This window comes from Streptomyces sp. NPDC043996 (genome assembly GCF_056435225.1).
Window position 1 is genome coordinate 84,506 of the sequence record NZ_JBWKEY010000004.1, and the last position, 22,025, is coordinate 106,530.

The window sequence follows — 22,025 nt, forward strand, 5'->3', positions numbered from 1 at the left end:
CGTGCCGACCGCTGTAACGAGATGTCGGCTGCTCCGCTGGTCCCAAGGTCGGGCTCGAGGTGGGGATGCGCAGGGCCCCGCGCGGAACCGGAAGGTCGGGGGTTCGCGTGCGGGGCCGTTCACGGGGTGTGGGCGGTCAGACTCGGATCAGGGTGTACGTACCCGTACCGTCCTGCCTGCCGCTGGAGTACTGGCGTATGAACTCCCCGTCCGCGTACCGGTCGTAGCCCGTCATGTAGCCGGTGTACTTGTTCTGCACGCCGATCTTCGAGCTGCCGGGGACGTCGCGGTAGATGTAGAACCGCTGGAGGTCGTCCTCCGTGCAGTTGACCGTCGTCAGGGCCGCCCGTTCAGCGACCGGGTTCTGCCCGGAGATGGTCGCGCACCCGCCGATGCCCCAGTTCCACAGGGACGCCTCGATGACCCCGTTGCGCTCCGTCACGTTGCACAGGCGCCAGTTGTCCAGGTGGGCGCTGAAGATGGACGAGGGTCGCAGGCGGACACCGTCGGCCGCCAGGATCGGGGCGCCCCAGGACAGGGGCTTGCCGGGTACAGCGATCTTGTAGATCTCGGCCTGGCAGTCGAGAGCGGCCCGCGCGCTGCGCCCGGTGGCCCTGGGCTGTTCGGCGGACGGGCCGCTGTTGGGAGCCGGGTGCCGCACGAGGCGGTCCTGCTTCTGCTTCGCCGTCGGCGCCACCGCACCAGCCGGGTGCTCGGCGTTCGCGGCGGCCGAGCCGCAGTCGAGGAGGGTCTGTGCCTTGGCCATGATGCTGCCCGGGGGCACCTTGTCCTGGCAGCGCACCGCGCCTTCCTCGAGGGTGGTGTAGGTGGTGAAGTTGCCGCCGTCGGGCCCTTCGATCCACTTCAACGCCCAGTTGCCGTCGCTCTGTTGGACTCGGTTGCAGTTGAGGCTTCCGTACGTACCGGTGACTTTCTTGGTGCCCTTGTAGACGCCGTAGTAGCCGGGCTGGCCGAAGTTCCACGTGACCGAGTTCGACTCGGTGCTGGTGGAGGAGTACTCGACCTTCACGTTCAGGCCCACGATCACGCCGGCCTTGCCGAGGGTCTCGGGGGCGAAACCGCCCTCGATGTTGTTGTTGAGGCCGACGGAGACCGAGATGGTCGTCTGGGTGCTGGTGGTGACGGTCTGGTTGCCGGTGGTGCCCTCGGTGACGAACCAGCCCTTGAAGTGGGTGATCGTCGGGGACACTTCGGTGGTCTTGATGTACGGGTGGCGTGTGCCGAGGTCGGCCGCCGTACAGGTGTCGCGCACCGCGGCTGCCCACCAGCTGACGGAGGAGGCCGACGTCCAGGTGGCCGCCGACGTTCTGCGCCAGATCGGCGTCTGGAACGCCCCCGACCGTGACCCGCGCGGCCGGTATGTCACCGTCGCGTACGCGATCGTACGCGGCCGTCGCCCCCGCCCACACCCCGATCACCGCCGGGGACGACGCCCGCACCGCCCGCTGAGCTCCTGGACGACCTGCCCGAACACCTGGCGTTCGACCACGCCGACACCCTCATCACCGCACAGTGATGTGGAGGCGCGGGAATGCCGCCCTCAAAGGTGCTGCGGCCGAGCGGATCCAGGCCCTGCGCGGCGAGAGCCGCCAAGACCCGCCGCGCGGTCACCCGCCCACTGATCGCTTCGCGTGTCCTGATCACCGCTGCTTCACAGAAGGTGGCGGTCTTCTGGTATCTGGTGGCGATCGTGATCAAGGAGGTCGGCCGACCGATGCGGCGCGGTGCCCAGCTTGTCCGTCGGTCGGCACCCCCTGCATTCGCTCGCGGGCCATGTAACCCGGGGATCCGATTGCGAGCGCCAGGGCGTTCCGATCCTCGCCGACATGGCCTACATCGGGGCGGGCGATTGGGTCACCACCGCCAAGCGCCGCCCGCCGGGCGGTGAAATCACCCTCACCGAGCGGCCCGGGAACCGGGCCCTGTCCACGGCCCGGGCTCCTGTCGAACGAGGCATGGCACAGCTGAAGTCCTGGCAGATCTTGCGCAAATCCCGCATCAGCCCCAACCACATGAGCGTCCTCACCAAAACCAGCCTCACCCTGGAGAAACAACACTCAAAACGCTCATGCAGCAAGACCGCAGGCGTCCGTCTCACTTGGCCGCTGGCACGTCAGTCCGGCAGCCAGTGCAACTCGTGCGCCAGGGTCTTGGCGACGGCACGGACGCGGCGCTGTAGTGGTGACTGCTCGCGTGGGAGGACCAGGTGGATCGTCAGGCTGGGCGCGCCTCGCAGTGGTCGCCAGGTGAGACCGGCCGGTTGTGCCGTGGCCGCGGCTTCTCCGGCCGGGGCGAGGGTGACCCCGTCGCGCAGGTCGCGCTGGGACATGTCGAAAGAGACTGCGGGCGTGTGGAATCGGGGGTGCGGTCGGGCGTCTTCGAACAGTGCGGACAGCTGATCGTGGATCACGGGGTTGGCCGCACGGTCAGGGAGTCGCAGCGGATACGCGGCCGCGTCGGCGATCTCGATCTCCGGGTGTGCGGCCAGCGGATGGTGCTGCGCCAACTGGACCCCGATGCGCGCACGCCGCAGCAGGAACCGCCGCACACCACGGCCCGGCTGTTCACCGCGGGTGATCCCGGCATCGATGCGGCCGTCGGCGACCGCGGGCGAGATCTCCGGTGTCGCCATCGGGACCGCGCCGACGTCGAGTCCGCTGTTGCCGCGCATCAGCCTGTCCACCAGGGCCGGTGCCGTCTCGGATCCGGTGCTGAGGCTGTATCCGATGCGCAGCGTGCCCAGTTCACCGGCCGCCGCGCTCCGGGCGGTGTCCCATGCCCGGTCCAGCGCCGCCAGCGCGGGCGGCGCGGTCTCCGCCAACGCGGCACCGGCCGTGGTCAATACGACGCTACGCGTGTTGCGGGCCAGCAGGGCCGTACCGAGTTCCGCCTCCAGGCGGCGCATCCGGGCGCTGAGTGCGGGCTGTGCGATACCGATCCGTGCGGCCGCGCGGGTGAAGTTCAACTCCTGCGCCAGCATCAGGAAATACCGCAGGCTCACCGTATCCGGCGCCACGCGCCCTCCCTGCCGATTGATAACGATCCGTTCTGAGTCTATCCCGTACCGGTCTTTCCCCCGACGGCACATCAAGCCCTAACCTGCGCGTATGACGATCCAACAGGCGGTAATACCCGTCACCGGGATCGACCGATCTGAGGGTCAATTCGGAGTCGGACGTGTCCGGCCGAACACAGGAGGTTTCCATGGCCAAGGGCTACTGGGTCAGTGTCTACCGCGCTATTCCCGACCCTGAGAAGCTGGCTGCCTACGACAAGCTGGCCGGTCCGGCTGTCCAGGCTGGGGGCGGGCGCACCGTGTCCCTGCTCCCGTCCCGTGGCGGCCGAGTCGTCGCCCACGAAGCCGGAAACACACACCGCGTCGTTCTGATCGAGTTCGACAGCTTCGAACAGGCCGTCGCGGCATACGACAGCGAGGCATACCAGAAGGCGCTGGTGGCCCTCCCCCACGGCGTCGAGCGCGACTTCCGCATCATCGAAAGCATCGACTGACCGGCGGGCCCAGCCATCGCCGAGCATCCGTCACCTGATACGCACACGGTGCTGAACGACGACTCACGAGACGGGTTCGAAGCCAAGTGTGTGCCCCATCTCGCCCGCGGAAGTTCCGTGAAGCGAAAGGACCTGGTCACAGATACCTCGCCACGCGGTCGACCCCACGGCGTGGCTGCTGAACGCACGGAGAAACGCACGGGACTACGAAACCTGCCCCGAGCGCGCCGAGGCGATGCTCATCCTCATGGCCCGCCGACTCACGCGCCACCCGGCCTACCCCACTGCCGCGATGCCCCGGCCCCGCGCAGCCCTGCAAGCAGGGTGATTCACGGCCCCGCATCGGCCAGCGCTGGCGCTAATGCGGGCAGCCGCCGGCGCAGAGGGTGGTGAACTCTCCAGCCCCGGTGGTGAGATGGGAGGCCTCCCAGGGCAGCGGCTTGGCGGGGGCGGTGCGGCTGGACTCGGCCGCGGACGCGCCGGATACGAAACCCACGGTGAGTGTCACGGCGGCTAGCAGGCCAGCAGACAGACGAGCAACAGTGCGCATGAGTGTCTCCCCCTTGGCTCGAAGGCCCGGCGGCCAGGTCAGGCCGCCCTTGCGCCCATCATCGCTTCCTGCCCAGCCCGCCTGCAATACGCCGATGGTCCATGGGCGGCCTTCGAAGGAACGGGGACGTGGGCGCCCCGCCCGTCGAGGAATCCCTCCCCTAGGCGGTGCGTCCGCTGGCGTTGCAGCGGACGGCCAGCGCGGCGGCAACCGGGGGCTGGCTGCCGCCGCGGTGGTCAGCTCGGCGGTGGCGCATCAGGCAGGCTCGCCCGGTGCGCCGCCGCCGAGTGCCGTCACCCCCGCGTGCCGTCACCCACGCCCGGGGGCGGTCTCGGGCGCCCGACTCCGTGACACGGCACAGACGCGGCATCCTTGTCCCGTCTGCGCCACCTGGCTGAGGCGGAAGCGGCTGAAGGCCCGGCAGGCCGTGCAGTGCGCGGCCCACGGCCGGGTCCAGCCAGGATAGGGATCGCGCGGGGACAGGCCCGCGGTGCGCATGAGGACCTTGGCCTCCTCCGGTGAGACAGTCACTTCCCCCTGGCGCTCGCGCCGTCGGGTCTGCCGCTCCAGGCGTTCGTGGATCTGGACCCGTTCCCACGCGTCGATCCACTGGCGGAACGCGACCGGGGGCACATCGCAGGCGAACAGGAAAGCGCGCAGCTGTTCCTTCGAGCCGGGCAGCCCCTTGCCGGTGGCTATCCGCCAGGCGGTCGTGTGGGACATCCGCGCGGAGTCCCGGGACCCCTGCGCGGCCCGCTCCGCCCGCCGGGCCATCTCCCGGAAGCGCGGGCGCCGGGCCTCCTCGAACAGCCGGATCAGCGCGGCGGACAACTGATCGGCGGTGCGCACCAGCCGCACCCTGGGCGCCGAGGTCTGCCGTGCCCCGTGCCGGGCACGCAGCCGCTGCTGCTCCGCCGCCTGCCACAGTTCCTCGAGCAGGACGGAGTCCAGGCCGAAGAGCCGCGCGCAGTCACGGACCAGCTCCCAGTCGGGCAGCACCCGGCCCGCCATGGCGCGCTGGACCTTCGTCGGCGAGCAGTACAGCTTCGCCGCGGCCTGGGCGATGGTCATCCCCTTGCCGCACATGCCGTGCCGCAGGTGCAGGGCGAGCTGCCCCAGCGGGCTGGTCAGGTCCAGCGTCATCGTCCAGCGGCGCCCCATCCCGGCCCCCCGTCACCGCCGGGAGCCCGGCGCCGCGGAGGGCGTCAGGGCATCGGCCGCCCACCGTCGGGCGCCCGACGGCACCAGCCCCGCGGCGGCCAGGCGGACGAGGACCACCGCCAGCAGCCCGGATCCACCGAGCAGTACCGCTACCTTCCCGGGCGGGAGACCGTGCACCGTGAGCAGGGCCGCGAGGACGACGACCACGATGATGACCGCGCTCTCTCCCGGGCCGAGCCGCACCCGTCCAGTACCGCACCAGGCAGTGCCCTCAGCGCTGAGCCCGTCCATGTCCATACCCCCAGACAGTCCGTGGCGCCCCGGCACCCCTCACGGGGCACCAGGGGGCCAGGTGGAATTCCCAATTCGACGTGTGCCGCAGACAGTTGGCCCTGCCTCACGCGGCGCAACACAGCGTGTCATCCTCCGGTCCGGCCCCCGAACTTTGATTCACAGCCGTCACATGGCCCAGCGGTCCCGCATAACGGCATACACCCCGATCTATGGCCACAGGTAGCCGACCGCCGACGCCGCGACCAGCCGCGATGCCATCGCCGGGGTACACGGTGTTCCGTCTTCGACGCACCCGCGTGCGTCGAAGACGCACATTCATTTGCGCTTGGCACGCCCCGCATTGCCCGTCCGCCCGGGCCACTGCGACGATGCCCGAGGTCTTCGCCACGTACCCCCTGGGATTCCCACCACGGTCACCGGCAGACCCAGCGCGCCCGTGTTGGCCCACGAGCGCGCAGGGTGGGGTCGGGCAGCCCGGCTGCCCGACCCCACCGCTGTACACCGCGAGATGCCTCCTGCGCTGTCCCCGCGGAACGTTCCGGATGTACGGACGACAGCCGACCGGGCGTTACAGCGCAAGGGCCTCAGCCCCGGCACGGGCGGGTCGTCGAGCCTGCCCAGGACCGTGGAGCGGGGGTGCGGACGCCGACGTGTGCCCTGGTCCCGGTCGGCACGCGCGGACAGGGTGGAACCCTCGGTCGACGTCGCGCTCGCCCGTACCGCGAAACAGCTGCCGCACGGGGCCGACTGGTGGTGGGAACCGAAGTTCGACGGTCGCCGGGCCCTGCTGTTCCGCACCGTGGAGACCGTGCGTCCGCTGCCCCGCTCCGGCCGGGACGTCACCTCGAACTGGATGGATCTGGCCGTCCCGGCGATGGCCCCGCCCCCGGACACCGTGCTCGACGGCGAGATCCTCACGCGCACCCGGCATCTGGGTCGCCACCGGATGGGCTGGACGAGGTCTTCTCACCGCACACCCACCGAGCGGGCCGCGCCGGACAGCGAGACGAGCGGTCGTACTTCTTCGACACCCTGGCGCGGCACCGGTGGGCGCGTGATGCGGCCGGGCTGATGCCGTCCTCGATCGACCAGCTGGTCAAGCCGGTGCTCGAGATCCGCGAGCACTACGGCCTCGTGCCGTGGCAGCTCACTCCGCCTCTGCTCAACCGCGCCCGGTCGGCGAACAAGCCCTGGAGCGCAGCGGCGCACCCGGCCGACTCACGGCCGTCACGCCGCACCCGGGCCCGGGCCCGGCGTCGCCGCGGAGCCCAGGCCTCGCTCACCCCGCGCTTCCTGGCGGCCTCATGAGCGGCGTGCAGTGCGACCCGGGCCAGGTCGACGCCGGACGTCTCGCCGCCGCTCAGCTTGAGTCGCAGCCTCCGGTGCCCGCGTCAGCAGCTGCCACCGTCCGCCTCATGAAGCGCTACTTCCGGAAGTGCTCGATCAGACGCGAGTAGCTGTCATTGGCATGCCCTTCTGCCACGGCCTTGTTCACCAAGTCGAGGGTGTAGCGGGGGAACGCGGTATCGATGTTCCGCGCCCCGCTCTCGCGGACCAGGTCCTCGACTGAGGGCCGGTGGTGTTGCAGTGCTCCGTACTCCGTCGCGTACTCGCCGCGGTCGACCTCGTCGGCGATCATCGGGAAGGACGCCAGCAGTGCGGCGACGGACGCGCTGGCGTCGTCCAGGAACCGCTTCACCTCGATGCCCTCGCTGGACAGCAGAGCGGCTGCGTGCAGGAATCCGTTGAGTGTGCCCCACATGGTGTCGTGTATGGCCATTCCGTACAGGGTCGGTACACCGGCGTCGGCCGCGATCAGGGTGCCCCCGCCGCCGATGCGCTGGAGCGTCTGCTGGTAGCGGTCGTACACGGAGTCGGAGCCGCCGTAGAAGATCACTGTCTCCGGTGCCCCGATGCCCGGCGCGATCGTCATGATCTGGCCGTGGAGGTACTGCGCGCCTTGTCTCTCGACCCAGTCGGCGACAGCCCTGACCTCCGCGGACGTCCCATCCGTCAGGTTGACCACGGCGCGGCCGGACAGCGCGTCACCTGATGACTCCAAGAGCTCGCGGACCGCGGTGCTGCCCTTCACGCTGACCACCACGAGCGAGCTGGCGGCGACGGCGGCACGGACGGTCGCGGCCCGCTCGGCTCCCTTGGCGACCAGGGCGTCGGCCTTCCCCGGCGTACGGTTCCACACCGTGGTCGGATGCCCGCCGTCCAGGAAGGCGCTCGCGAGTGCGAAGCCCATTTCGCCCAACCCGATCACGGTCACGGCCGGCTGAGCATCAGTCTGTACTGAGGCAGTGGTCATCAACGTCGTCCCTTTCGCGGTTCCGCGGACTGTGTCCGTACAGGTCCACTTGTGGTGCGCGGACGCCACGCTAGAAGTTGAACCTCGCTTGAGGTCAAGAGGTGTCTCAGACCGGCCCGCGAGCGCGCTCTCGGTCCACCGCGTGGTTCACTGGCCCGCTCTCGGCCATGTGCCACGGCACGGGCAAGGCGGGAGATTCAAAGGGGCGGCAGATGGGCAAGTACCCACGCCCCGCCGAAGGCGAATCGTGGCGATCATCATGGGGGCGACCGGATGATCTCCCCTCACTCCATCCACTACCGTAACGGAGCGTGAACTCTCAACTCGCCTGTGTTCAGAAGCCTCTTGCCGTATCAGACCTCAACAGCTGCCTCTTCGGTGACCATCAGTATCACGAGGTTTGGCGCAAACTGTTCGCTACCGAGCCCTTCCGGTACCGGGAAGGGCTGAGCCCGCACGACCAGGCTGCCCAGTCCTATCGCCGATTACGTTTAGTGGCTGAGGCCATTGAGGACGCGGAGTCCCTGGTGGCCGACATCGGCTGTCTGAGCGCGCTGCACGAGTGGGCGGGGCCGGTCGATCCCGGTCTGGGAACGCTGCTGTCCATCCACTACAACCTGGTGCTCGGGAGCATGATCGACCACGGGCGGGCGGACATCGACGAGTTCACGTCGATGCGGCGGGTGGGGGTCTTCCTGTGCACGGAGATGGCGCACGGCAACAGCGCCTCGCAGATGGAGACGACAGCCACCTACGACCCGCAGCGACAGCAGTTCAGGCTGCACACTCCTACCGTGGGCGCGGCCAAGTTCATGCCGAACACGAGCAAGCTGGGAGGCGCGAAGGTTGCGCTGGTTGCGGCCCGCCTCCTCATCAGCGCGCCAGCCGACAAGGGAGACCGAGAGGACAAGGGCGTCTTTCTGTTCAAGGTGCCCCTCCACGACGGCGAGGCCGTGACGCCAGGCGTCGTAGTCCGCCCTCTGCCGCAGACCACGACCGCACCGGTCGACCACTGCACCACCATGTTTGATCACGTCCGACTGCCGTTCGAGGCGATGCTGCAGTCAAGCCACGGACGTCTCACTCGGGACGGGACGTTCACCAGCGGCATCGGTAACAGGCGTAAGCGGTTCCTGCACTCGGTAGGGCGGGTCACCACCGGGAAAGTCTGCATGTCCGGGTACGCCCTGGGCGTGATGCGGCACGCCCTGACCCTTGCCGTACGCCACGCACACAACCGGCACACCGCCGGGATTACGACAGGGTCCTCAGTCCCGCTGGCCGCCTACCGCAGTCACCACGGCCCGCTCCTGCACGGGATCACCATCGCGTACGCGGCCACCCTCCTGCAGCGCCAGGTGATCGGGCGCTGGAGCGCGGCAGCCGCGGCGGAGCACGGCCAGGCAGGTCAGGAGCAACGCGATGATGCGGAGCGGCTCATCGCGATCGCCAAGGGGTGGATCACCTGGCGAGCGCGTGCCGTGATGACCGAGTGCCGCGAGCGCTGCGGAGCGCACGGTCTGTTTCTGGCGAACGGGATCGCCGGACAGCTCGCCGCGGTCGAGGGCGCGATCACCGCCGAGGGGGACAACACCGTCATCTGGGCCAAGGCCGCAGGTGAACTGCTGACCGGGCACTGGGTGCCCCAGCAGCCTCGCACGGAGATCCCGCGCGGTATCGATGACTGTGACAGCGTGCAGGATCTTCTCGGCGACATCGAGCGCATATGGCACCAGCGGGCCCGCGCCCGGCTGCGCAGGGAAGGAGCGGGCGGCCCCCTGCGCCGGTGGAACGGCTCGGTCACTGCGGCTCTCACCCTGGTCGAGGCGCACGCGCACCGGCTCGCCGCCAGCGCCCTGCGCGCCGCGGCCGACGCCGCGTCGAGCCCCGAGGCTAGGGCGCTGCTCCGGGACGTGCACCACCTGTTCGCCTTGCGGTACATCGCGGATCACAGTGGCGACCTCCTCGCCGAGGAGGTCATCAATGCCGCTCAGGTCCGGGCGCTGCCTGACCGTGTGGACACCCTCGTCGAGCGCCTCGCCCCGCACGCGCTCACCCTGGTCGACGCATTCGGCGTGGACGATGCGCTGTGGCGCGATCACCCCATCACGACTCGGGGAGCTGGCACCGAACTCTACTGACGGCTCGACTCATGGGCCCGAGAGTCCGTTCTCCGTGAAGGGGGGTTCCGCTCGCGGTGCGGCAGCGCGTCGAAGTCGGTGAGCAGCGCGCGTGCCATCCGGTTGGACGCAAGGACGTCAAGGCGCCGCCCCAGCACCAGGGCGGGGGTGTGCTCGAGGATCCGGAGCAGATCGCGCAGCCCCGGGCGGACCGGCTGCGGACGCGTCGCCGTGCGGCGGGGCCTGCCCACGGCGGGCTTGGCGAGCTGGAACAGATGGGAGCGCTCGACGGGATCGAGGCGTAGCGCGCGGGAGATGGCGTCAAGCACGGTCTCGGAGACGTTCAGTCGGCGTCCGCGTTCCAGGCGTACGTAGTAGTCGACGCTCACGCCCGCCAGTCGCGCGATCTCTTCGCGGCGCAGTCCTGGCACGCGCCGAGAGCCGCCGTCGTCGGACAGGCCCGCCTGGCGCGGGGTGATCCGTGCCCGCCGCGAACGAAGGAACTCACCGAGAGCTGTGTGCGGTCCATGCCGTTCACGATAGGCGCCGAGATCGCCCCCACGGCCCGCGAAAGGGGGACTGGCAGTCCCCCGGTCGCGCGGCGCTGGCCGCGGGCCACCGGGTGGTGGGCACCGTACGCACGCCCGCCGACGCACAGGCCTTCGAGGCGCTCGCTGGCGACGCGCACGCCGGCATCCTGGACGTGACCGACCATGACGCGGTGGACACGGTCGTGGACGAGGCTGAGCGCGGCCTGGGACCGGTCGACGTACTCGTCGCCAACGCCGGGTACGGCCATGACGGCCTCTTCGAGGAGTCGTCGATGGACGACCTTCGCCGTCAGTTCGAGGTGAACGTCTACGGAACCGTGGCGGTGATCAAGGCCGTGCTGCCACACATGCGGAAGCGCCGTTCGGGCCACGTCATCGCCGTCACCTCGATGGGCGGGCTGATCACCATGCCGGGCCTCAGCTTCTACCACGGCAGCAAGTTCGCGGTGGAGGGCATCCTTGAAACGCTCGGCAAGGAGGTCGCCGATCTCGGCATCCACGTCACCGCCGTCGAGCCGGGCAGCTTCCGGACCGACTGGGCCGGCCGCTCGATGATCCGCGCACCGCGTGCGATCGCCGACTACGACGAGCTGTTCGAGCCGCTGCGTGCCCGGCGCACCCGCGGCAGCGGCCACCAGCCGGGCGACCCGGACAAGGCCGCGGCCGCGGTGCTGCGCATCGTGGCGGCCGACCAGCCGCCGACGCGCCTGCTGCTCGGCACCGACGCGCTCCGGCTCGTCAAGGCCGGCCGCGACGCCTTCGAGCGCGACCTCCTGGCATGGGCCGAGCTGTCGGCCTCCACCGACTTCGACGACGTCAGCCGGTCCGCCTGACGTCACTCGCCGTCGGGCCCTCAACGTGGGGCTCGACGGCGGCCGCAGTGGTCTGCCGCTCCACGGCCTCCGCGATCGACGGGCCCACGCGGCGCTCCGGGACAACGGCCTAGTACACCGCGAGCACCCGGCGGTAACCCGGCGGCACCATCTCGCGCGTCCTCACCGAGGCCGCAGCGGTGGCCGGTGTCTGCGCGGCTGCCCGACGACCCCGGACACACCAGCAGGCCAGCCCCGCTCACAGCCTGGCGGCGGCCGAGTCCGGCTTCCCGGACTGCCGGGCCATGAATTCGTCTACGCTGCTGGACGGACACGGGACCGGAGTCCGGCCGGTGCGGAACGGACGGCGTTGCGTACGGGCGACCGTGCGCAGGGGGAGGCGTGCAGGCGATGGAGAACGGCGCGGACCTGCCGCGGCGGATCGGTGTCTACGCCGTTCAGCGAGAACTCGGCGCGGGCGGCATGGGGAAGGTCTACCTCGCCCGCTCACCGGGCGGCCGGGCCGTCGCGGTGAAGGTGGTCCGCTCCGAGCTGGCGGCCGACCCGCACTTCCGTGAACGGTTCCGCGCGGAGGTCGGGGCCGCTCGCAAAGTCGGCGGTTTCCACACGGCTCCGGTCGTGGACGCCGACCCGGACGCGGAGTCACCCTGGCTGGCCACCGCGTACGTCCCCGGGCCCACGCTCGCCGAGCTGGTCGAGCGGCAAGGGCCCTTGGACGAAGAACGGTTGAGGTCTCTGGGAGCAGCCCTGGCCGAGGCACTCCAAGCCGTCCACGCCTGCGGGCTCGTACACCGGGACCTGAAACCGGGCAACATCATCATGGCGGACGACGGCCCGCGCGTCCTCGACTTCGGCATCGCGCGAGCCGTGGAGGCCACCCGGCTGACCGCCACCGGGGCGGCCTTCGGCACGCCCGGATATCTCGCGCCCGAGCAGGTCCGGGGTGACCAAGTCACCGGTGCCGCCGACGTGTTCGCGTTCGGGGCCGTGCTCGTCGCGGCGGCCGGAGGCAGTGCGTTCGGGGGCGGCACGCCCATGGGGTTGATGTACCGGGCGGTGCACGAGCCAGCGGACCTCTCCGCGCTGCCGGGAGGGCTACGGCCACTGGTCGCCGCGTGCCTGGCCAAGGATCCAGCTGACCGTCCCGCGCCCGCGATGCTCCTGGCCTCGCTCGGGCCGGACCCGGACCCCGTACCGGACGCGAGCACCATGGCGCTCGCCGCCCCCGACCGGCCGCGCGCCGCGCCGCCCGTACCGGCCCGGGCGCCCGACGTCCCCGGCCGCGTCGACGAACCCCTCCGGCCCGCCCCGTCGCGCAAGCCCCGCGTGATCACCCTGCTGATCGTGGTCGTGGTCGTGGCCGTGGCGAGCGCGCTCGCGGGCGGTCTGCTCGCCCTCACTCGGCAAGGGGACGACAAGAAGAGCGGCAGCCCTCCCGCCGCCGCATCGGATTCCCGGCGGACCACACCGCAGGCTTCCGCCCTGCCGTCCGAGCCCTCGTCGCCCTGGCCGGGCGCGGCGCCCAAGGACCGGGTCACTGTCGTGGTGACCGCCGACAGCGCGGGAAGTTGGATCTCGGCGAAGGACCACAACGGGCGGCTCCTGTTCGACGGAAAGCTGGAAAGCGGCGAGACCAAGAAGTTCACCGACAAACGCCGCATCGATCTGGTCCTCGGCGATGCCTCCGCCGTCCAGCTCGTCGTCAACGGCGAGGAGATCTCGAACAATTTCTCGCCAGGCCAGGTGGAACGTCTCACCTACAGCAGAGGCGACTGAGAGCTTCAGGTAGTCCAGCGGGTACGGCCAGCGGAGGAGGCTGCTACGCGGCGGAGTCATCGTCGCGCGCCCGTGCGGTTGCCCAGTCCTGGGCCGTGGTGAGGTCGGGGGCGGTGCCGACCACGTCGTAGCTGAAGTCGTTCCATTCCTCCCGTACGCGAGGAGCCGACACCGCAGGTCCAGGACCATGCGACGAACGGCTACGAACCGGACTGGGGTCTGTCCGGCGAGGGGATGCCTTCACGTCCCGGCGCGGCGGGGGGGGACTTACGGTTTGTGGGTTACCCAGAGCAGTTCCGCTGGCCAGCGGTGTGCCCAGTCGGGTGGGTCGGTCTCGTTGTAGCCGTTGGGTGTTCCGCGTTCGGGCCGCGGCTCGATGAGGTCGTCGATGATGAGACCCGCGCCGCGCAGGACCCTCACCCAGTCGCCGTAGGTGAGCTGGTAGCTGGTCGCGCCGTCGTCTTCGGCGATGGTGTTCAGCCCGAAGTAGTCCTTCTGCAGCGTCGTGGTCACGCGGCTGGCGGCCTCGTCGTAGCACGCTTCGAACCATGGGCTGGCGACGTTGAACACCAGGCGGCCGCCTCGGCCCAGGACGCGTGCGGCCTGCGGGACGGCCAGGTGCGGGGGCGCCCAGCTGAGCCCGCCGAAGTCGCAGAACACCAGGTCGAAGCTGTCGGCGGCGAAGGGGAGTTGTTCGGCGGCGCCTTGCACGAGCGGGTAGCGGGCCGCTCCCATCGCGAGGGACGCTGCGGCGAGTTGGGTTTCGGACAGGTCGAGACCGACCACGGTGGCGCCCTCGGCGGCGAGCGCCCTGGACCATTGGCCGGCGCCGCAGCCGAGTTCGAGGACGCGCTTGCCGGTGACGTCGCCCAGGGCGCGCAGGTGCGCGTCGGGGATGGAGTACATGCCCCACAGCCGGGGCGCGGCGCCGATGTGCGGGTCGTGTTCGTGCTGGTAGGCGCTGCTGATCTGGTTCCAGAACCGCCGGTTGGCGGGGATGCTGTCCACGTGCCGATCGTATGCCGCTCCTTCGGGCCCCTGCCCGAGCGCGGCACCGCAGGAGCACGCACCCTCATACGGGGATCTGGTACGTGTGCAGCAGATACCGGCACGTGTCGGAGATCGTCCGGTCGTCCACTGCCGCGTCGCAGACGATCACGGTGCCCAGCAGCCCCTGGAAGACGTCCCGGCCGTCGTCACGGCTGCCCAGCACGGGGCCTCCCAGGTGACCGGACGTACCGCGTCGCGCCTGCGCACCTCGTAGGAGTAGCCGTTGACGAAGCTCTGGAGCATGCGCCGGGGGCCGTTGGTGCAGCGGACGGCGTAGACGGCCCATTCGGTGTCGGATTCCGCGCTGAGGATGCGCAGGCTTTCGCCCAGGAGCCAGCCGGAGCCGTAGGTGTGGAGCGAGTCGAGCCGGTTCGGGCCCGTGTCGAACGCGGGCAGCCGCTTGCCGACCAGGAAGACGGTCGCGGCGCCGGTGGTGCCGCGCAGCGTGGGGAACTGGTACCAGCCGCCGGCGAAACGCAGGGCCGGCAGCCCGTTGATCACCGGGGTCTCGTAGAGGGCGGGACTGCCCACCGCGTTGCCGTCGTGGTGGGCGGGGCTGAGGTCGACCAGCCGGGGCACGAGCGATCCGTCCGTGAGGGGAACCTTCGGGTCGACCGGCCGTGGTGAGGCGTCCGCACGGTAGTAGCCGATCAAGCCGTCGAGCTCCAGGACGGGATCGTCGGCGCCGGCGGGGAGCAGGGGTGGCGCGGACCGCGGCGGCGGCACTGAGTCCGTACCGATCCTGGCAGATGCGCCCGGGGTGGCCGTGTTGACGACCAGGGGTGGGTACGGTCGCTGCACGCCCCCGTACAGTCCGCGCCACACCGGCCCGTCGACCGCCACCACCGCCTGCATGCCGGGGTCGAGGTAGGTGTTGAACGACCGCTCGATCGTGCACCAGCCGGAGCGCCTGCGTGAGTCGTTGAGCCCCGCGCCGCGTTCGTGGCTGTCCAGCCGGATCGCGGCCGTACGGGCGCTGCCGTGAACCCCCACACAGTCCCGGATGGCCAGCTGGGTTCCCCCGACGTCGTCCCGAAGGCTGGCCCAGACGTAGCTGTCGCTGGGGCCCTTTCCCTCGAAGTCGAAGCTCCAGTTGTCGAGCTGCGTGGATCCGCACTCGAAGAGCCTGACGACCGACACGGCGGTCTCGACGCCCGCGACGAACACGTTGCGGTAGGTGACGCCCGACCGCAGTGCCTTGAACGCCGACCGCCCGAAGCGCCCCACCCTGAGGTTGTCGCCCCGGCTCATCTGGAACCAGCTGTAGATCGCGCAGTCCGTCTGGTTGTTGAATTCGCTGGCCGTCAGCTCTACCGGGTAGTTGGCGCCGAGGTGGTAGGAGCTGAGCCCCTGCGCGCCGAACCAGATCTTGGTGTCGTCGAGCGAGAAGGCGACCACCGATCCCAGCCCGATCACCTGGCCGTAGTCGGCGCCCGGCAGGCCGGGGGCCGCGAACGAGTTGACCGTCAGCTTCTCGACCCTGTTCCCGTCGAACCCGTCATCGGCGCCGACCGTCATGAACAGCCCGTACCCCGGCAGCCTGCTCGTCAGGTAGCGCGCGTGCAGGTCGGGGACCCCGTCAGCGCTCTTGCGCACGGGCTGGTCCATGGGCAGCACGGCGAAGACGCCAGCCTCGTCGGTCAGCAACGTCAGGTCGCTGACCGGGCCGTTGCCGTCCTGCTGGGGGTGCGGGTCGGCCGGGGTGCCGGGGCCCAGGTCCCGGTAGCGCAGCACGTCGGAGAACCTGAGCGCGCCGAAGGTGAGGGGAACGGGAGTCTCGGGCTTACCGGGGAGGCCGTACTCACCGGTGCCCCAGCCGCTCGACAGGAGGCTCACCTGCCCCATGTTGAACGGTGCGTACCAGTTGGGCGTGAACGCCAGTGTGCGCTCCCCCCAGCCGTCGTTGATCATGCCCAGGTCGGGTGCGACCTGGACCCGGTCCGTCCAGGCCGCCACGGTGGCCGCGTCCAGGTCGATCTGGAGCGAGCAGCGCAGCACGTCCTTCGCGCTGTCGAAGGGCACCCGGATCTCCCGGGTCAGTCCGTCCGTCGTCCGGAACACGAAGAGCACTCGGGGCGCACCGGGGAACACCTCCACCTGGGCGAAGAAAGGGGAAGGGTGGTGATAGGCGTCGACCATTCCGAAAAGCGGCTGCCCGGCCCAGGGCATCTTGTCATTGCGCACCACGAAATCCAGTGTCAGCTTTCTGACACCGGTCCAGTAATCGCCCTTCCGTGGCCCGAACTGGAAGGGCGAACAGGGAAACGTCAGGGTCGCGTCGCTGGGCGGCTGCCCTTCCACAGGAGCGGGGACCCGTGTCCGAAACCCCCAGCGCTTGCCCGCGCTCGGGGCGGCCTTGGTGTCGAGCATCCCGAAGAGATCGGCCCAGTGCCCGTCACTCACCTGCCGCCCCGACGGCCGCCGCGCCACCCCGAAGACCAGGGGCGGGGCATACGCCTTGCCCTGCAACACGGTGGCCGTCGGCCCCTCGCCGACGATCCGTACATTGTTCCGGTCGACCAGCACCGAACGGGAGAATTCGTAAGGGAGACTGTGTCCAGGCACCTTCACGGTGCCGCCGAGTTGGGGGTGCAGCGAGTCGACGGCGCGCTGGAAAGCGCCGGAGCAATCCGTGCCCGGTACCGCCCCGAAATCGAGGACGTTCACGATGGCGCTCATGAAAATGAGCGTACATTCGACGTCCTGCGCATGGCGCAGCCCACAAGAACTCTCCATAAGTCCTATGAGTGCTCCAGCCGTAGATCGTGATCTTGCCTCGTCAGCCACGATCACTCGTGCCAGGCAGGTGCGTGACGGTCACGGTCCAGCCGCATGCCCCCGCTGGCCCGCGTAGACGAGGTAGACGACGAGGTAGACGACGACCTGCGCGTTCTTGATCCTCCCCGCGGTGCCGGTGTACTGGCGCTGGACACCGACGGTGTGGGTGCCCTTCTTCACGTCCCCGGTCTCGTCGACCATCAGCACCCACACCGCGCCTGGAACAGGCCACCCATCCAGGCACTGAAGGACATCCGGGCACTGAGGGAGACGAGCGAGTCGTCCGAGACGATGAGCCGATCGGTCTAGCCCGTGGCGCGTCACCGCTTGACGTCCGAGGATGCGCGAGCGCCGTCGCTACGGTCCGGGCCATGGACACTCTGATCTTCGGCGGGCTCCTGGCCGCCCTGGTGGCCCTGTTCCAGCAGCGCTCTCAGGTCGTGGTGCTCGGGGCCTGGTGGGTCCTCCTCGTCGCCACGCTCATCCTGCTCGCCCACCACATCACCAGCAGCCTTTCCCTCGGCCTGAATTACTGAACGGGGCCAGGAACCGACATGACGACACCGTCTCCGTCCATGAGGCCGCCGCTCGCGGAGCGCGGCCCCTCGGGAATCCTCGGGCAGGTGCAGTACTGGTTCGCGTGCTTCTTCGCCGCGGGCTGGACAGGCGTGGTGTGCGGCGGGCTCGCCGTGCAGTTCGGCGGCTGGGAGTATCCGTGCCCGCTGTGCGTGGTGCAGCGGATGTTCATGCTCTTGGCCGCCCTGGGCGCCGCGTACATCGTGCGAAAAGGGATCAGCGGCCGCGTCCACGGGCGGGATTACCTGACTGGGTGGGGGCTCGCGCTCGTCGCCTGCGTCGCGGGAGGGTTCGCCTCCTGGCGCCAGACCATGCTCCACATCCTGCCCGGGGACAAAGGGTACGGAGATCCCGTACTCGGGCTCCATCTGTACGTCTGGGCGTGGATCCTGTTCATGGCGTCCGTCGTCGCCGTCGGCATCGTCATGGCCTTCGCCCACCTCACCGCAGGCGAGGAGATCACCGGACCTCCCCAACGGGCCGCCGGGAAGCTGGTGTTGGGCTTCCTCGGGCTCGTCATCGCCGTGAACCTGGTCGCCGTGTTCCTGCTCGAAGGCTTCCACTGGTTCCTGCCGGACGACCCGCAGCGGTACCAGTTCTTCTACGACGTACACCTGCTCGACGTCGACTGACACGGTGGCCCGCGGTGGCGAACCGGTGACCTGTCCGTTCCGGCGTGGCCGCCCATGGCCATGACGTCGGGCCGGGGGCGCGGGCCCGCCTGATGAGCGGACGGACGCCGCTCACCAGGCAGTTGTCAGGAAGCCGGGTCAGATCGCGGTCAGATGCCCCGGTGCCGGGAGGCGGGTGGCCCACGTCGGCTCGTGGACATCGGCCAAGGACGCGAAGACCAGGGCGACGGCGAGCGCGCCGGGGTCCGGAACGCCGATGGCGTGATCGCCGACGTAGCTCGCGCGGCCGCGCCGGGGGCGCAGCGACGCCGTCGAGAGGGCGCCGCGGATCGCGGCCTGGGCCGCGGTGGTGAGCGGGGCCTGCGCGGACGCGGCGTCTTCCTCGCCGTCGCCGGTCGCCGCTCCGCTCGACGCCGAGGCCAGCGACGCGGCTGCCGGGGCCAGCGCGTCGACCAGCGTGCAGTCGCCCACACGTGCCCCGCCCACCCGGTGGATGGCGTCGTTCGCGGCGGCCGCCGCCCGCGCCAGTGCCGCGACGGACGGCGCCTGCCCGTCGCCGCTCTCGACGGACGCCAAGTGCTGGAAGAACAGCCCGAAGAGCGGGCCGCTCGTACCGCCCACGTCGTTGAGGAACGCCGTGGCGAGCGCGGCCGTGCCCTCGATCCCGGTCTCGTCGGCCAGCTTCACCGCACGCCGCACGCCCCCGGAGAGGTTGTCCCCGAAGTCACCGTCGCCGACGAGCTGGTCGAGCTTGGTGAGGTTGTCGCGGACCTGCGCCACGACCTCCGCGTACCGGTCGAGCACGATCCGGCTGTGCGACGCAGGGGCGGTCCCGGTGGGCGCGGAGACGGTCGACGCGGGCCGCTGTCCGGTGAGGTCTGCTGCCGGGGCGGTGGTCTCGACGCCCGGACCGCGCACCGTCCGGGGCAGCATGAGCGGGGTTTCGGTCGGAGCCGTCCACAAGTCGACCCAGCCCTCGTCGAGGCGGGTGAGGGTGAGCGAGAAGCCAGCCATGTCCAGGGCGGCGGTGTACGTTCCGGCAACGGTCACGGCGGGGCGCAGGCCGCGCTCCTGGAGCCGGTCGTTCAGGAGCGTGCTGACGGCGTGGAGTTCGAGCTCGGTGGTGGCGCCCAGCCCGTTGACGAGCGCGAGGACGTCATCGGAACCCGCAGGCAGCGCGTCGAGCAGGTCGTCGGCCATCCGCCGCACCAGGTCCTCGACGGGCGGCCGGGCGATGGCGCGGGTGCCGCGCTCGCCGTGGATGCCGACGCCGTAGTCGAGCACGCCGGGTTCCAGGGTGAAGGCGGGGGCGGCCGTCGCGGGCGACGTCTGGGCGCGGGCCGCGACGGCGATGCTGCGCGACTGTGCCACCACACGAGTACCGAGCGCCTGGAGCTCCTCCAGGGAAGCACCCCGGTCCGCCGCGGCACCCAGCAGCTTCTCCACGACCACCGTCGCCGCCGTGCCCCGGCGGCCCGTCGCGCTGTCGGCGGCGTCGGTGGCGAGGTCGTCGTCGACCAGGACGGTCGCGACCGGAATCCCGTCGTGCCGCAGCCGCTCCGCCGCGATCTGGAAGTTGATGACGTCGCCGGTGTAGTTCTTGACGATCAGCAGTACGCCCGCGCTCTTGGCGACCGCCGCACTCGCCTCGTAGATCTGCCGGTTGTGCGGGGAGGCGAACACCTCACCGGGACAGACCGCGTCCAGGCCGCCGCGCCCGAGAAGACCGGTGTGCAGCGGCTCGTGCCCGGAGCCGCCGCCGGACACCAGGGCGACACGGCGGTCGGGGTGCGCGGCGCGGGCCCGCAGATACAGCGGGGCGCTGTTGACCTCGACGATGCCGGGGTGGGCCAGGGCGAGACCACGCGCGGCGGTCAGCACGGGGGTGGTTTCCGGCAGGAAGTAGCTCATCGGTCGATTCTCCGTTGGTCGAGGTCGAGGTCGGGGTTGTGGTCGGGGTCGGGGTCGGGGTTGTGGTCGAGGTCGGGGTTGTGGTCGGGGTCGAGTGGTCGGGCCGGTTCGAGGGTGGGCTGAGGCCAGGTGAGTACGGTGGCCAGGGGGCACGGTCGTTCCGGCTTCCGGCTTCCCCCTCCCGGCTTCCCGCTTCCCAGGGCGCGAGGCCCCAGGTCCCAACCTCGCGTGACCGTATGCCCCGGTGGCCAGCTGCCGACAGCTGACGCGTACGACACCGCCCGCCCGCGATCCAGTGCACGGTGAAGCTGTCGACCGGGCGCTGGCGCCGCCGCAACGCCGCCGTGCCGGTGAGAGCGCGGCAGGCCAAGGCCGGTGCGGCCGCCACACCGCCCAGCACGCCGACCACGCCCCGCCCTGGACGTGCCGCCCACCCTGAACGCCGTACGACGCCCAAGGCCGGAACGCCCCGGTACCGGAACCCTGAAGTTCCGCTACGAACTGCGCCATGCGATCCTGCCATCAGCGACGCAGGGGCCCCACGGCGCCCGCCACGCCCGAAATCCCCTGATCAGCCCCACCTTCTTTGCGAGACCATTACCGTGACGAACGCCCGACGCGAGGACCTCGGCCGCATGCTCCGCACCTGGCGCAGGGCACGAGATCCCGCGCTGGTGCTCGGCTCCATACCTCCGCGCGGACACCGCACCTACCTCACCCAGCTCGACATGGCCCTGCAGCTCGGCGTCTCCGAGCGCTGGTACCGGGCGCTGGAGAAAGGCGAGGACCGCCGCTACAGCCGCGAGATGATCGCCGGGGTCTCCCGGATTCTGGACCTCTCCCCGCACCAGGCGGCCGCCGTGTACCGGATCACCGGACACGAGCCCCCGAGTGCCCACCCCCATGCCGCGCCCCCGCAGTCACGCCCCGGCTCACCCGGCGGCCTCGACCCGGCGCTCGTGCAGCTCATGCACCAGCAGCGGTACGTCAGCTACGTCTGCGACCAAGCGTGGGACGTGATCGACGCCAACATGCTCGCCGCCCGGCACTGCCCTTGGCTCGTCCGCCCGGGCGCCAACGTCATGACATGGGCATTCTCCGTGGAAGCCCGCTATCAGCTCCGCGACTGGGAAAACCGCTGGGCCGTTCCTCTCCTGACCTGCCTCCGCCTGGCCTGGCAGCGCTGGCCCGACAACTCACGCCTTGACGAGGTCGTCCAGGAGGTACGGGCCCAGCCGGGCGTCGCCACGCTGTGGGACTCGCCTGCTCCCGTGCCCGCGCAGCCGCCCGCGCCCGGGGACGTCCGCCCGATGTTCTTCCCCCTGGTCGCCCCAGACTCCGTCGACGTCCGCGTCCTGGCCTGCGGCCCGTATGACGACGTGACGGTCCGCTGGCACCTCGTGATGCCGGTGGACACGACGCTCGTCTTCCCGTGAGCACGCGCCGACGCGAGAACGCTGACGGCTGACCGACCCTTGCCACCGCGAGCCGAGGCGGGCCTACTCTGCCCCAGGCGCCCTGAGCCGCAGCATGGTGGCGACGTGACCATCCGGCCGAACCGCCTCTCGGCCGGGCCCCACCGGACCGGTCACGTCAGCGCGGCACCGAGCGCGGCCCGCGGGATGTGCGGGAGTACTGACGTGAACGTACCGTCATGGCTGCGCACGCGGGCGTCGTGCCGAGGCCACGTGCCGTACACCACCTTCCCTGCCCCACCACGCTCTCCCGCTCACGGGCGTGATCCGTGGTGCGGGCACCGCGCGGCATCAGCGCGAACCGGTGCCGACACCGGCCCGGCCAACGCCGCCGACGACTTGGCCGAGGCGGTGGACGAAGCTTTCCTCCGGAGACGAGGTCCGCGGCATGCGCCAGCCCTGGTCCGCCCCCTCCAGCGGGCCCTGCGCCCCCTGAGCCGCTCCCGGGGGCCGCCGCATGGTCACCGCCACGC

At 70.5% G+C, this 22,025-nt stretch carries 20 protein-coding genes and 3 pseudogenes; 10 read left to right on the forward strand and 13 right to left on the reverse strand.

Features of this window, described 5'->3' with window-relative positions; genetic code table 11:
• Nucleotides 1–136: 136 nt before the first annotated feature.
• Nucleotides 137–1,339, reverse strand: a complete 1,203-nt coding sequence (locus AC07A4_RS11185; protein ID WP_478597477.1) for a hypothetical protein — start codon at nt 1,337–1,339, stop codon at nt 137–139.
• A 475-nt stretch (nt 1,340–1,814) separates the two neighbouring features.
• Between AC07A4_RS11185 and AC07A4_RS11190 the strand changes: the two are divergent.
• Nucleotides 1,815–2,075: pseudogene (locus tag AC07A4_RS11190) on the forward strand (transposase family protein); the annotation flags it as partial.
• A 59-nt stretch (nt 2,076–2,134) separates the two neighbouring features.
• Here the strand turns inward: AC07A4_RS11190 and AC07A4_RS11195 are convergent.
• Nucleotides 2,135–3,037 (reverse strand): LysR family transcriptional regulator, encoded by a 903-nt coding sequence (locus AC07A4_RS11195; protein ID WP_478596088.1) that lies wholly within the window; start codon nt 3,035–3,037, stop codon nt 2,135–2,137.
• A gap of 188 nt (nt 3,038–3,225) precedes the next feature.
• Here AC07A4_RS11195 and AC07A4_RS11200 point away from each other — a divergent pair, with 188 nt between their 5' ends.
• Nucleotides 3,226–3,531 (forward strand): DUF1330 domain-containing protein, encoded by a 306-nt coding sequence (locus AC07A4_RS11200; RefSeq protein WP_478596090.1) that lies wholly within the window; start codon nt 3,226–3,228, stop codon nt 3,529–3,531.
• 358 nt (nt 3,532–3,889) lie between these two features.
• On the opposite strand, the gene AC07A4_RS11205 is transcribed toward AC07A4_RS11200, so the two are convergent.
• The 3 genes from AC07A4_RS11205 to AC07A4_RS11215 all read right to left on the reverse strand — a co-directional run bounded on the left by AC07A4_RS11205 (nt 3,890) and on the right by AC07A4_RS11215 (nt 5,533).
• Nucleotides 3,890–4,081, reverse strand: coding sequence for a hypothetical protein (locus AC07A4_RS11205; protein ID WP_478596092.1), 192 nt, complete (start codon nt 4,079–4,081; stop codon nt 3,890–3,892).
• Nucleotides 4,082–4,390: 309 nt separating this feature from the next.
• Nucleotides 4,391–5,224, reverse strand: coding sequence for a helix-turn-helix domain-containing protein (locus AC07A4_RS11210; RefSeq protein ID WP_478596094.1), 834 nt, complete (start codon nt 5,222–5,224; stop codon nt 4,391–4,393).
• Nucleotides 5,225–5,254: 30 nt separating this feature from the next.
• The gene (locus AC07A4_RS11215; protein WP_478596096.1) at nt 5,255–5,533 is read right to left on the reverse strand and encodes a hypothetical protein; all 279 of its coding nucleotides are present in this window, start codon (nt 5,531–5,533) and stop codon (nt 5,255–5,257) included.
• 688 nt (nt 5,534–6,221) lie between these two features.
• Between AC07A4_RS11215 and AC07A4_RS11220 the strand changes: the two genes are divergently transcribed.
• Nucleotides 6,222–6,608, forward strand: coding sequence for a DNA ligase-like domain-containing protein (locus tag AC07A4_RS11220; protein ID WP_478596099.1), 387 nt, complete (start codon nt 6,222–6,224; stop codon nt 6,606–6,608).
• The gene (locus tag AC07A4_RS11225; protein WP_478596101.1) at nt 6,608–6,844 is read left to right on the forward strand and encodes a hypothetical protein; all 237 of its coding nucleotides are present in this window, start codon (nt 6,608–6,610) and stop codon (nt 6,842–6,844) included. The genes AC07A4_RS11220 and AC07A4_RS11225 overlap by 1 nt, the downstream gene beginning before the upstream one ends.
• A 115-nt stretch (nt 6,845–6,959) precedes the next feature.
• Here the strand turns inward: AC07A4_RS11225 and AC07A4_RS11230 are convergent, their stop codons facing one another.
• Nucleotides 6,960–7,850, reverse strand: a complete 891-nt coding sequence (locus AC07A4_RS11230) for an NAD(P)-dependent oxidoreductase (RefSeq protein WP_478596104.1) — start codon at nt 7,848–7,850, stop codon at nt 6,960–6,962.
• A gap of 311 nt (nt 7,851–8,161) precedes the next feature.
• On the opposite strand from AC07A4_RS11230, the gene AC07A4_RS11235 reads away from it, so the two are divergent.
• On the forward strand, nt 8,162–9,991 hold the full coding sequence (locus tag AC07A4_RS11235; RefSeq protein WP_478596107.1) for an acyl-CoA dehydrogenase family protein: 1,830 nt from the start codon (nt 8,162–8,164) through the stop codon (nt 9,989–9,991).
• Here AC07A4_RS11235 and AC07A4_RS11240 read toward each other — a convergent pair.
• Nucleotides 9,985–10,626 (reverse strand): helix-turn-helix domain-containing protein, encoded by a 642-nt coding sequence (locus AC07A4_RS11240; protein WP_478596110.1) that lies wholly within the window; start codon nt 10,624–10,626, stop codon nt 9,985–9,987. The genes AC07A4_RS11235 and AC07A4_RS11240 overlap by 7 nt on opposite strands.
• Between AC07A4_RS11240 and AC07A4_RS11245 the strand changes: the two are divergent.
• Both AC07A4_RS11245 and AC07A4_RS11250 read left to right on the forward strand, forming a co-directional pair.
• Nucleotides 10,566–11,354 (forward strand): annotated as a pseudogene (locus AC07A4_RS11245) (oxidoreductase); the annotation flags it as partial. The gene AC07A4_RS11240 and the pseudogene AC07A4_RS11245 sit on opposite strands and share 61 nt — an antisense overlap.
• Nucleotides 11,355–11,744: 390 nt before the next feature.
• Entirely contained in the window at nt 11,745–13,130 is a 1,386-nt protein-coding gene (locus AC07A4_RS11250; RefSeq protein WP_478597479.1) for a RodZ domain-containing protein, read from the forward strand.
• Nucleotides 13,131–13,173: 43 nt separating this feature from the next.
• Here the strand turns inward: AC07A4_RS11250 and AC07A4_RS11255 are convergent, their stop codons facing one another.
• The 5 genes and pseudogenes from AC07A4_RS11255 to AC07A4_RS11275 form a co-directional block, all read right to left on the reverse strand.
• Nucleotides 13,174–13,302 carry a hypothetical protein gene (locus AC07A4_RS11255; RefSeq protein WP_478596113.1) on the reverse strand — a complete coding sequence of 43 codons (129 nt, stop codon included), beginning with the start codon at nt 13,300–13,302 and terminating at the stop codon, nt 13,174–13,176.
• A gap of 95 nt (nt 13,303–13,397) precedes the next feature.
• Entirely contained in the window at nt 13,398–14,138 is a 741-nt protein-coding gene (locus AC07A4_RS11260; protein WP_478596115.1) for a class I SAM-dependent methyltransferase, read from the reverse strand.
• 64 nt (nt 14,139–14,202) lie between these two features.
• Nucleotides 14,203–14,343: a hypothetical protein gene (locus AC07A4_RS11265; protein ID WP_478596118.1), complete on the reverse strand. Its 141-nt coding sequence runs from the start codon at nt 14,341–14,343 to the stop codon at nt 14,203–14,205.
• Nucleotides 14,286–16,859, reverse strand: a complete 2,574-nt coding sequence (locus tag AC07A4_RS11270) for a hypothetical protein (protein ID WP_478596121.1) — start codon at nt 16,857–16,859, stop codon at nt 14,286–14,288. Before AC07A4_RS11270 ends, AC07A4_RS11265 begins: the two co-directional genes overlap by 58 nt.
• Before the next feature lie 150 nt (nt 16,860–17,009).
• Nucleotides 17,010–17,198: pseudogene (locus tag AC07A4_RS11275) on the reverse strand (transposase); the annotation flags it as partial.
• A gap of 131 nt (nt 17,199–17,329) precedes the next feature.
• Here AC07A4_RS11275 and AC07A4_RS11280 point away from each other — a divergent pair.
• Together AC07A4_RS11280 and AC07A4_RS11285 are read left to right on the forward strand one after the other, a co-directional pair.
• The gene (locus tag AC07A4_RS11280; RefSeq protein ID WP_478596124.1) at nt 17,330–17,494 is read left to right on the forward strand and encodes a DUF5993 family protein; all 165 of its coding nucleotides are present in this window, start codon (nt 17,330–17,332) and stop codon (nt 17,492–17,494) included.
• 18 nt (nt 17,495–17,512) lie between these two features.
• Nucleotides 17,513–18,166: a disulfide bond formation protein B gene (locus AC07A4_RS11285; protein ID WP_478596127.1), complete on the forward strand. Its 654-nt coding sequence runs from the start codon at nt 17,513–17,515 to the stop codon at nt 18,164–18,166.
• A 138-nt stretch (nt 18,167–18,304) separates the two neighbouring features.
• Here the strand turns inward: AC07A4_RS11285 and AC07A4_RS11290 are convergent, their stop codons facing one another.
• Nucleotides 18,305–20,077 (reverse strand): dihydroxyacetone kinase family protein, encoded by a 1,773-nt coding sequence (locus tag AC07A4_RS11290; RefSeq protein ID WP_478596129.1) that lies wholly within the window; start codon nt 20,075–20,077, stop codon nt 18,305–18,307.
• Nucleotides 20,078–20,679: 602 nt separating this feature from the next.
• Between AC07A4_RS11290 and AC07A4_RS11295 the strand changes: the two genes are divergently transcribed.
• Nucleotides 20,680–21,513 (forward strand): helix-turn-helix domain-containing protein, encoded by an 834-nt coding sequence (locus tag AC07A4_RS11295; protein ID WP_478596131.1) that lies wholly within the window; start codon nt 20,680–20,682, stop codon nt 21,511–21,513.
• Nucleotides 21,514–22,025 lie beyond the last annotated feature (512 nt).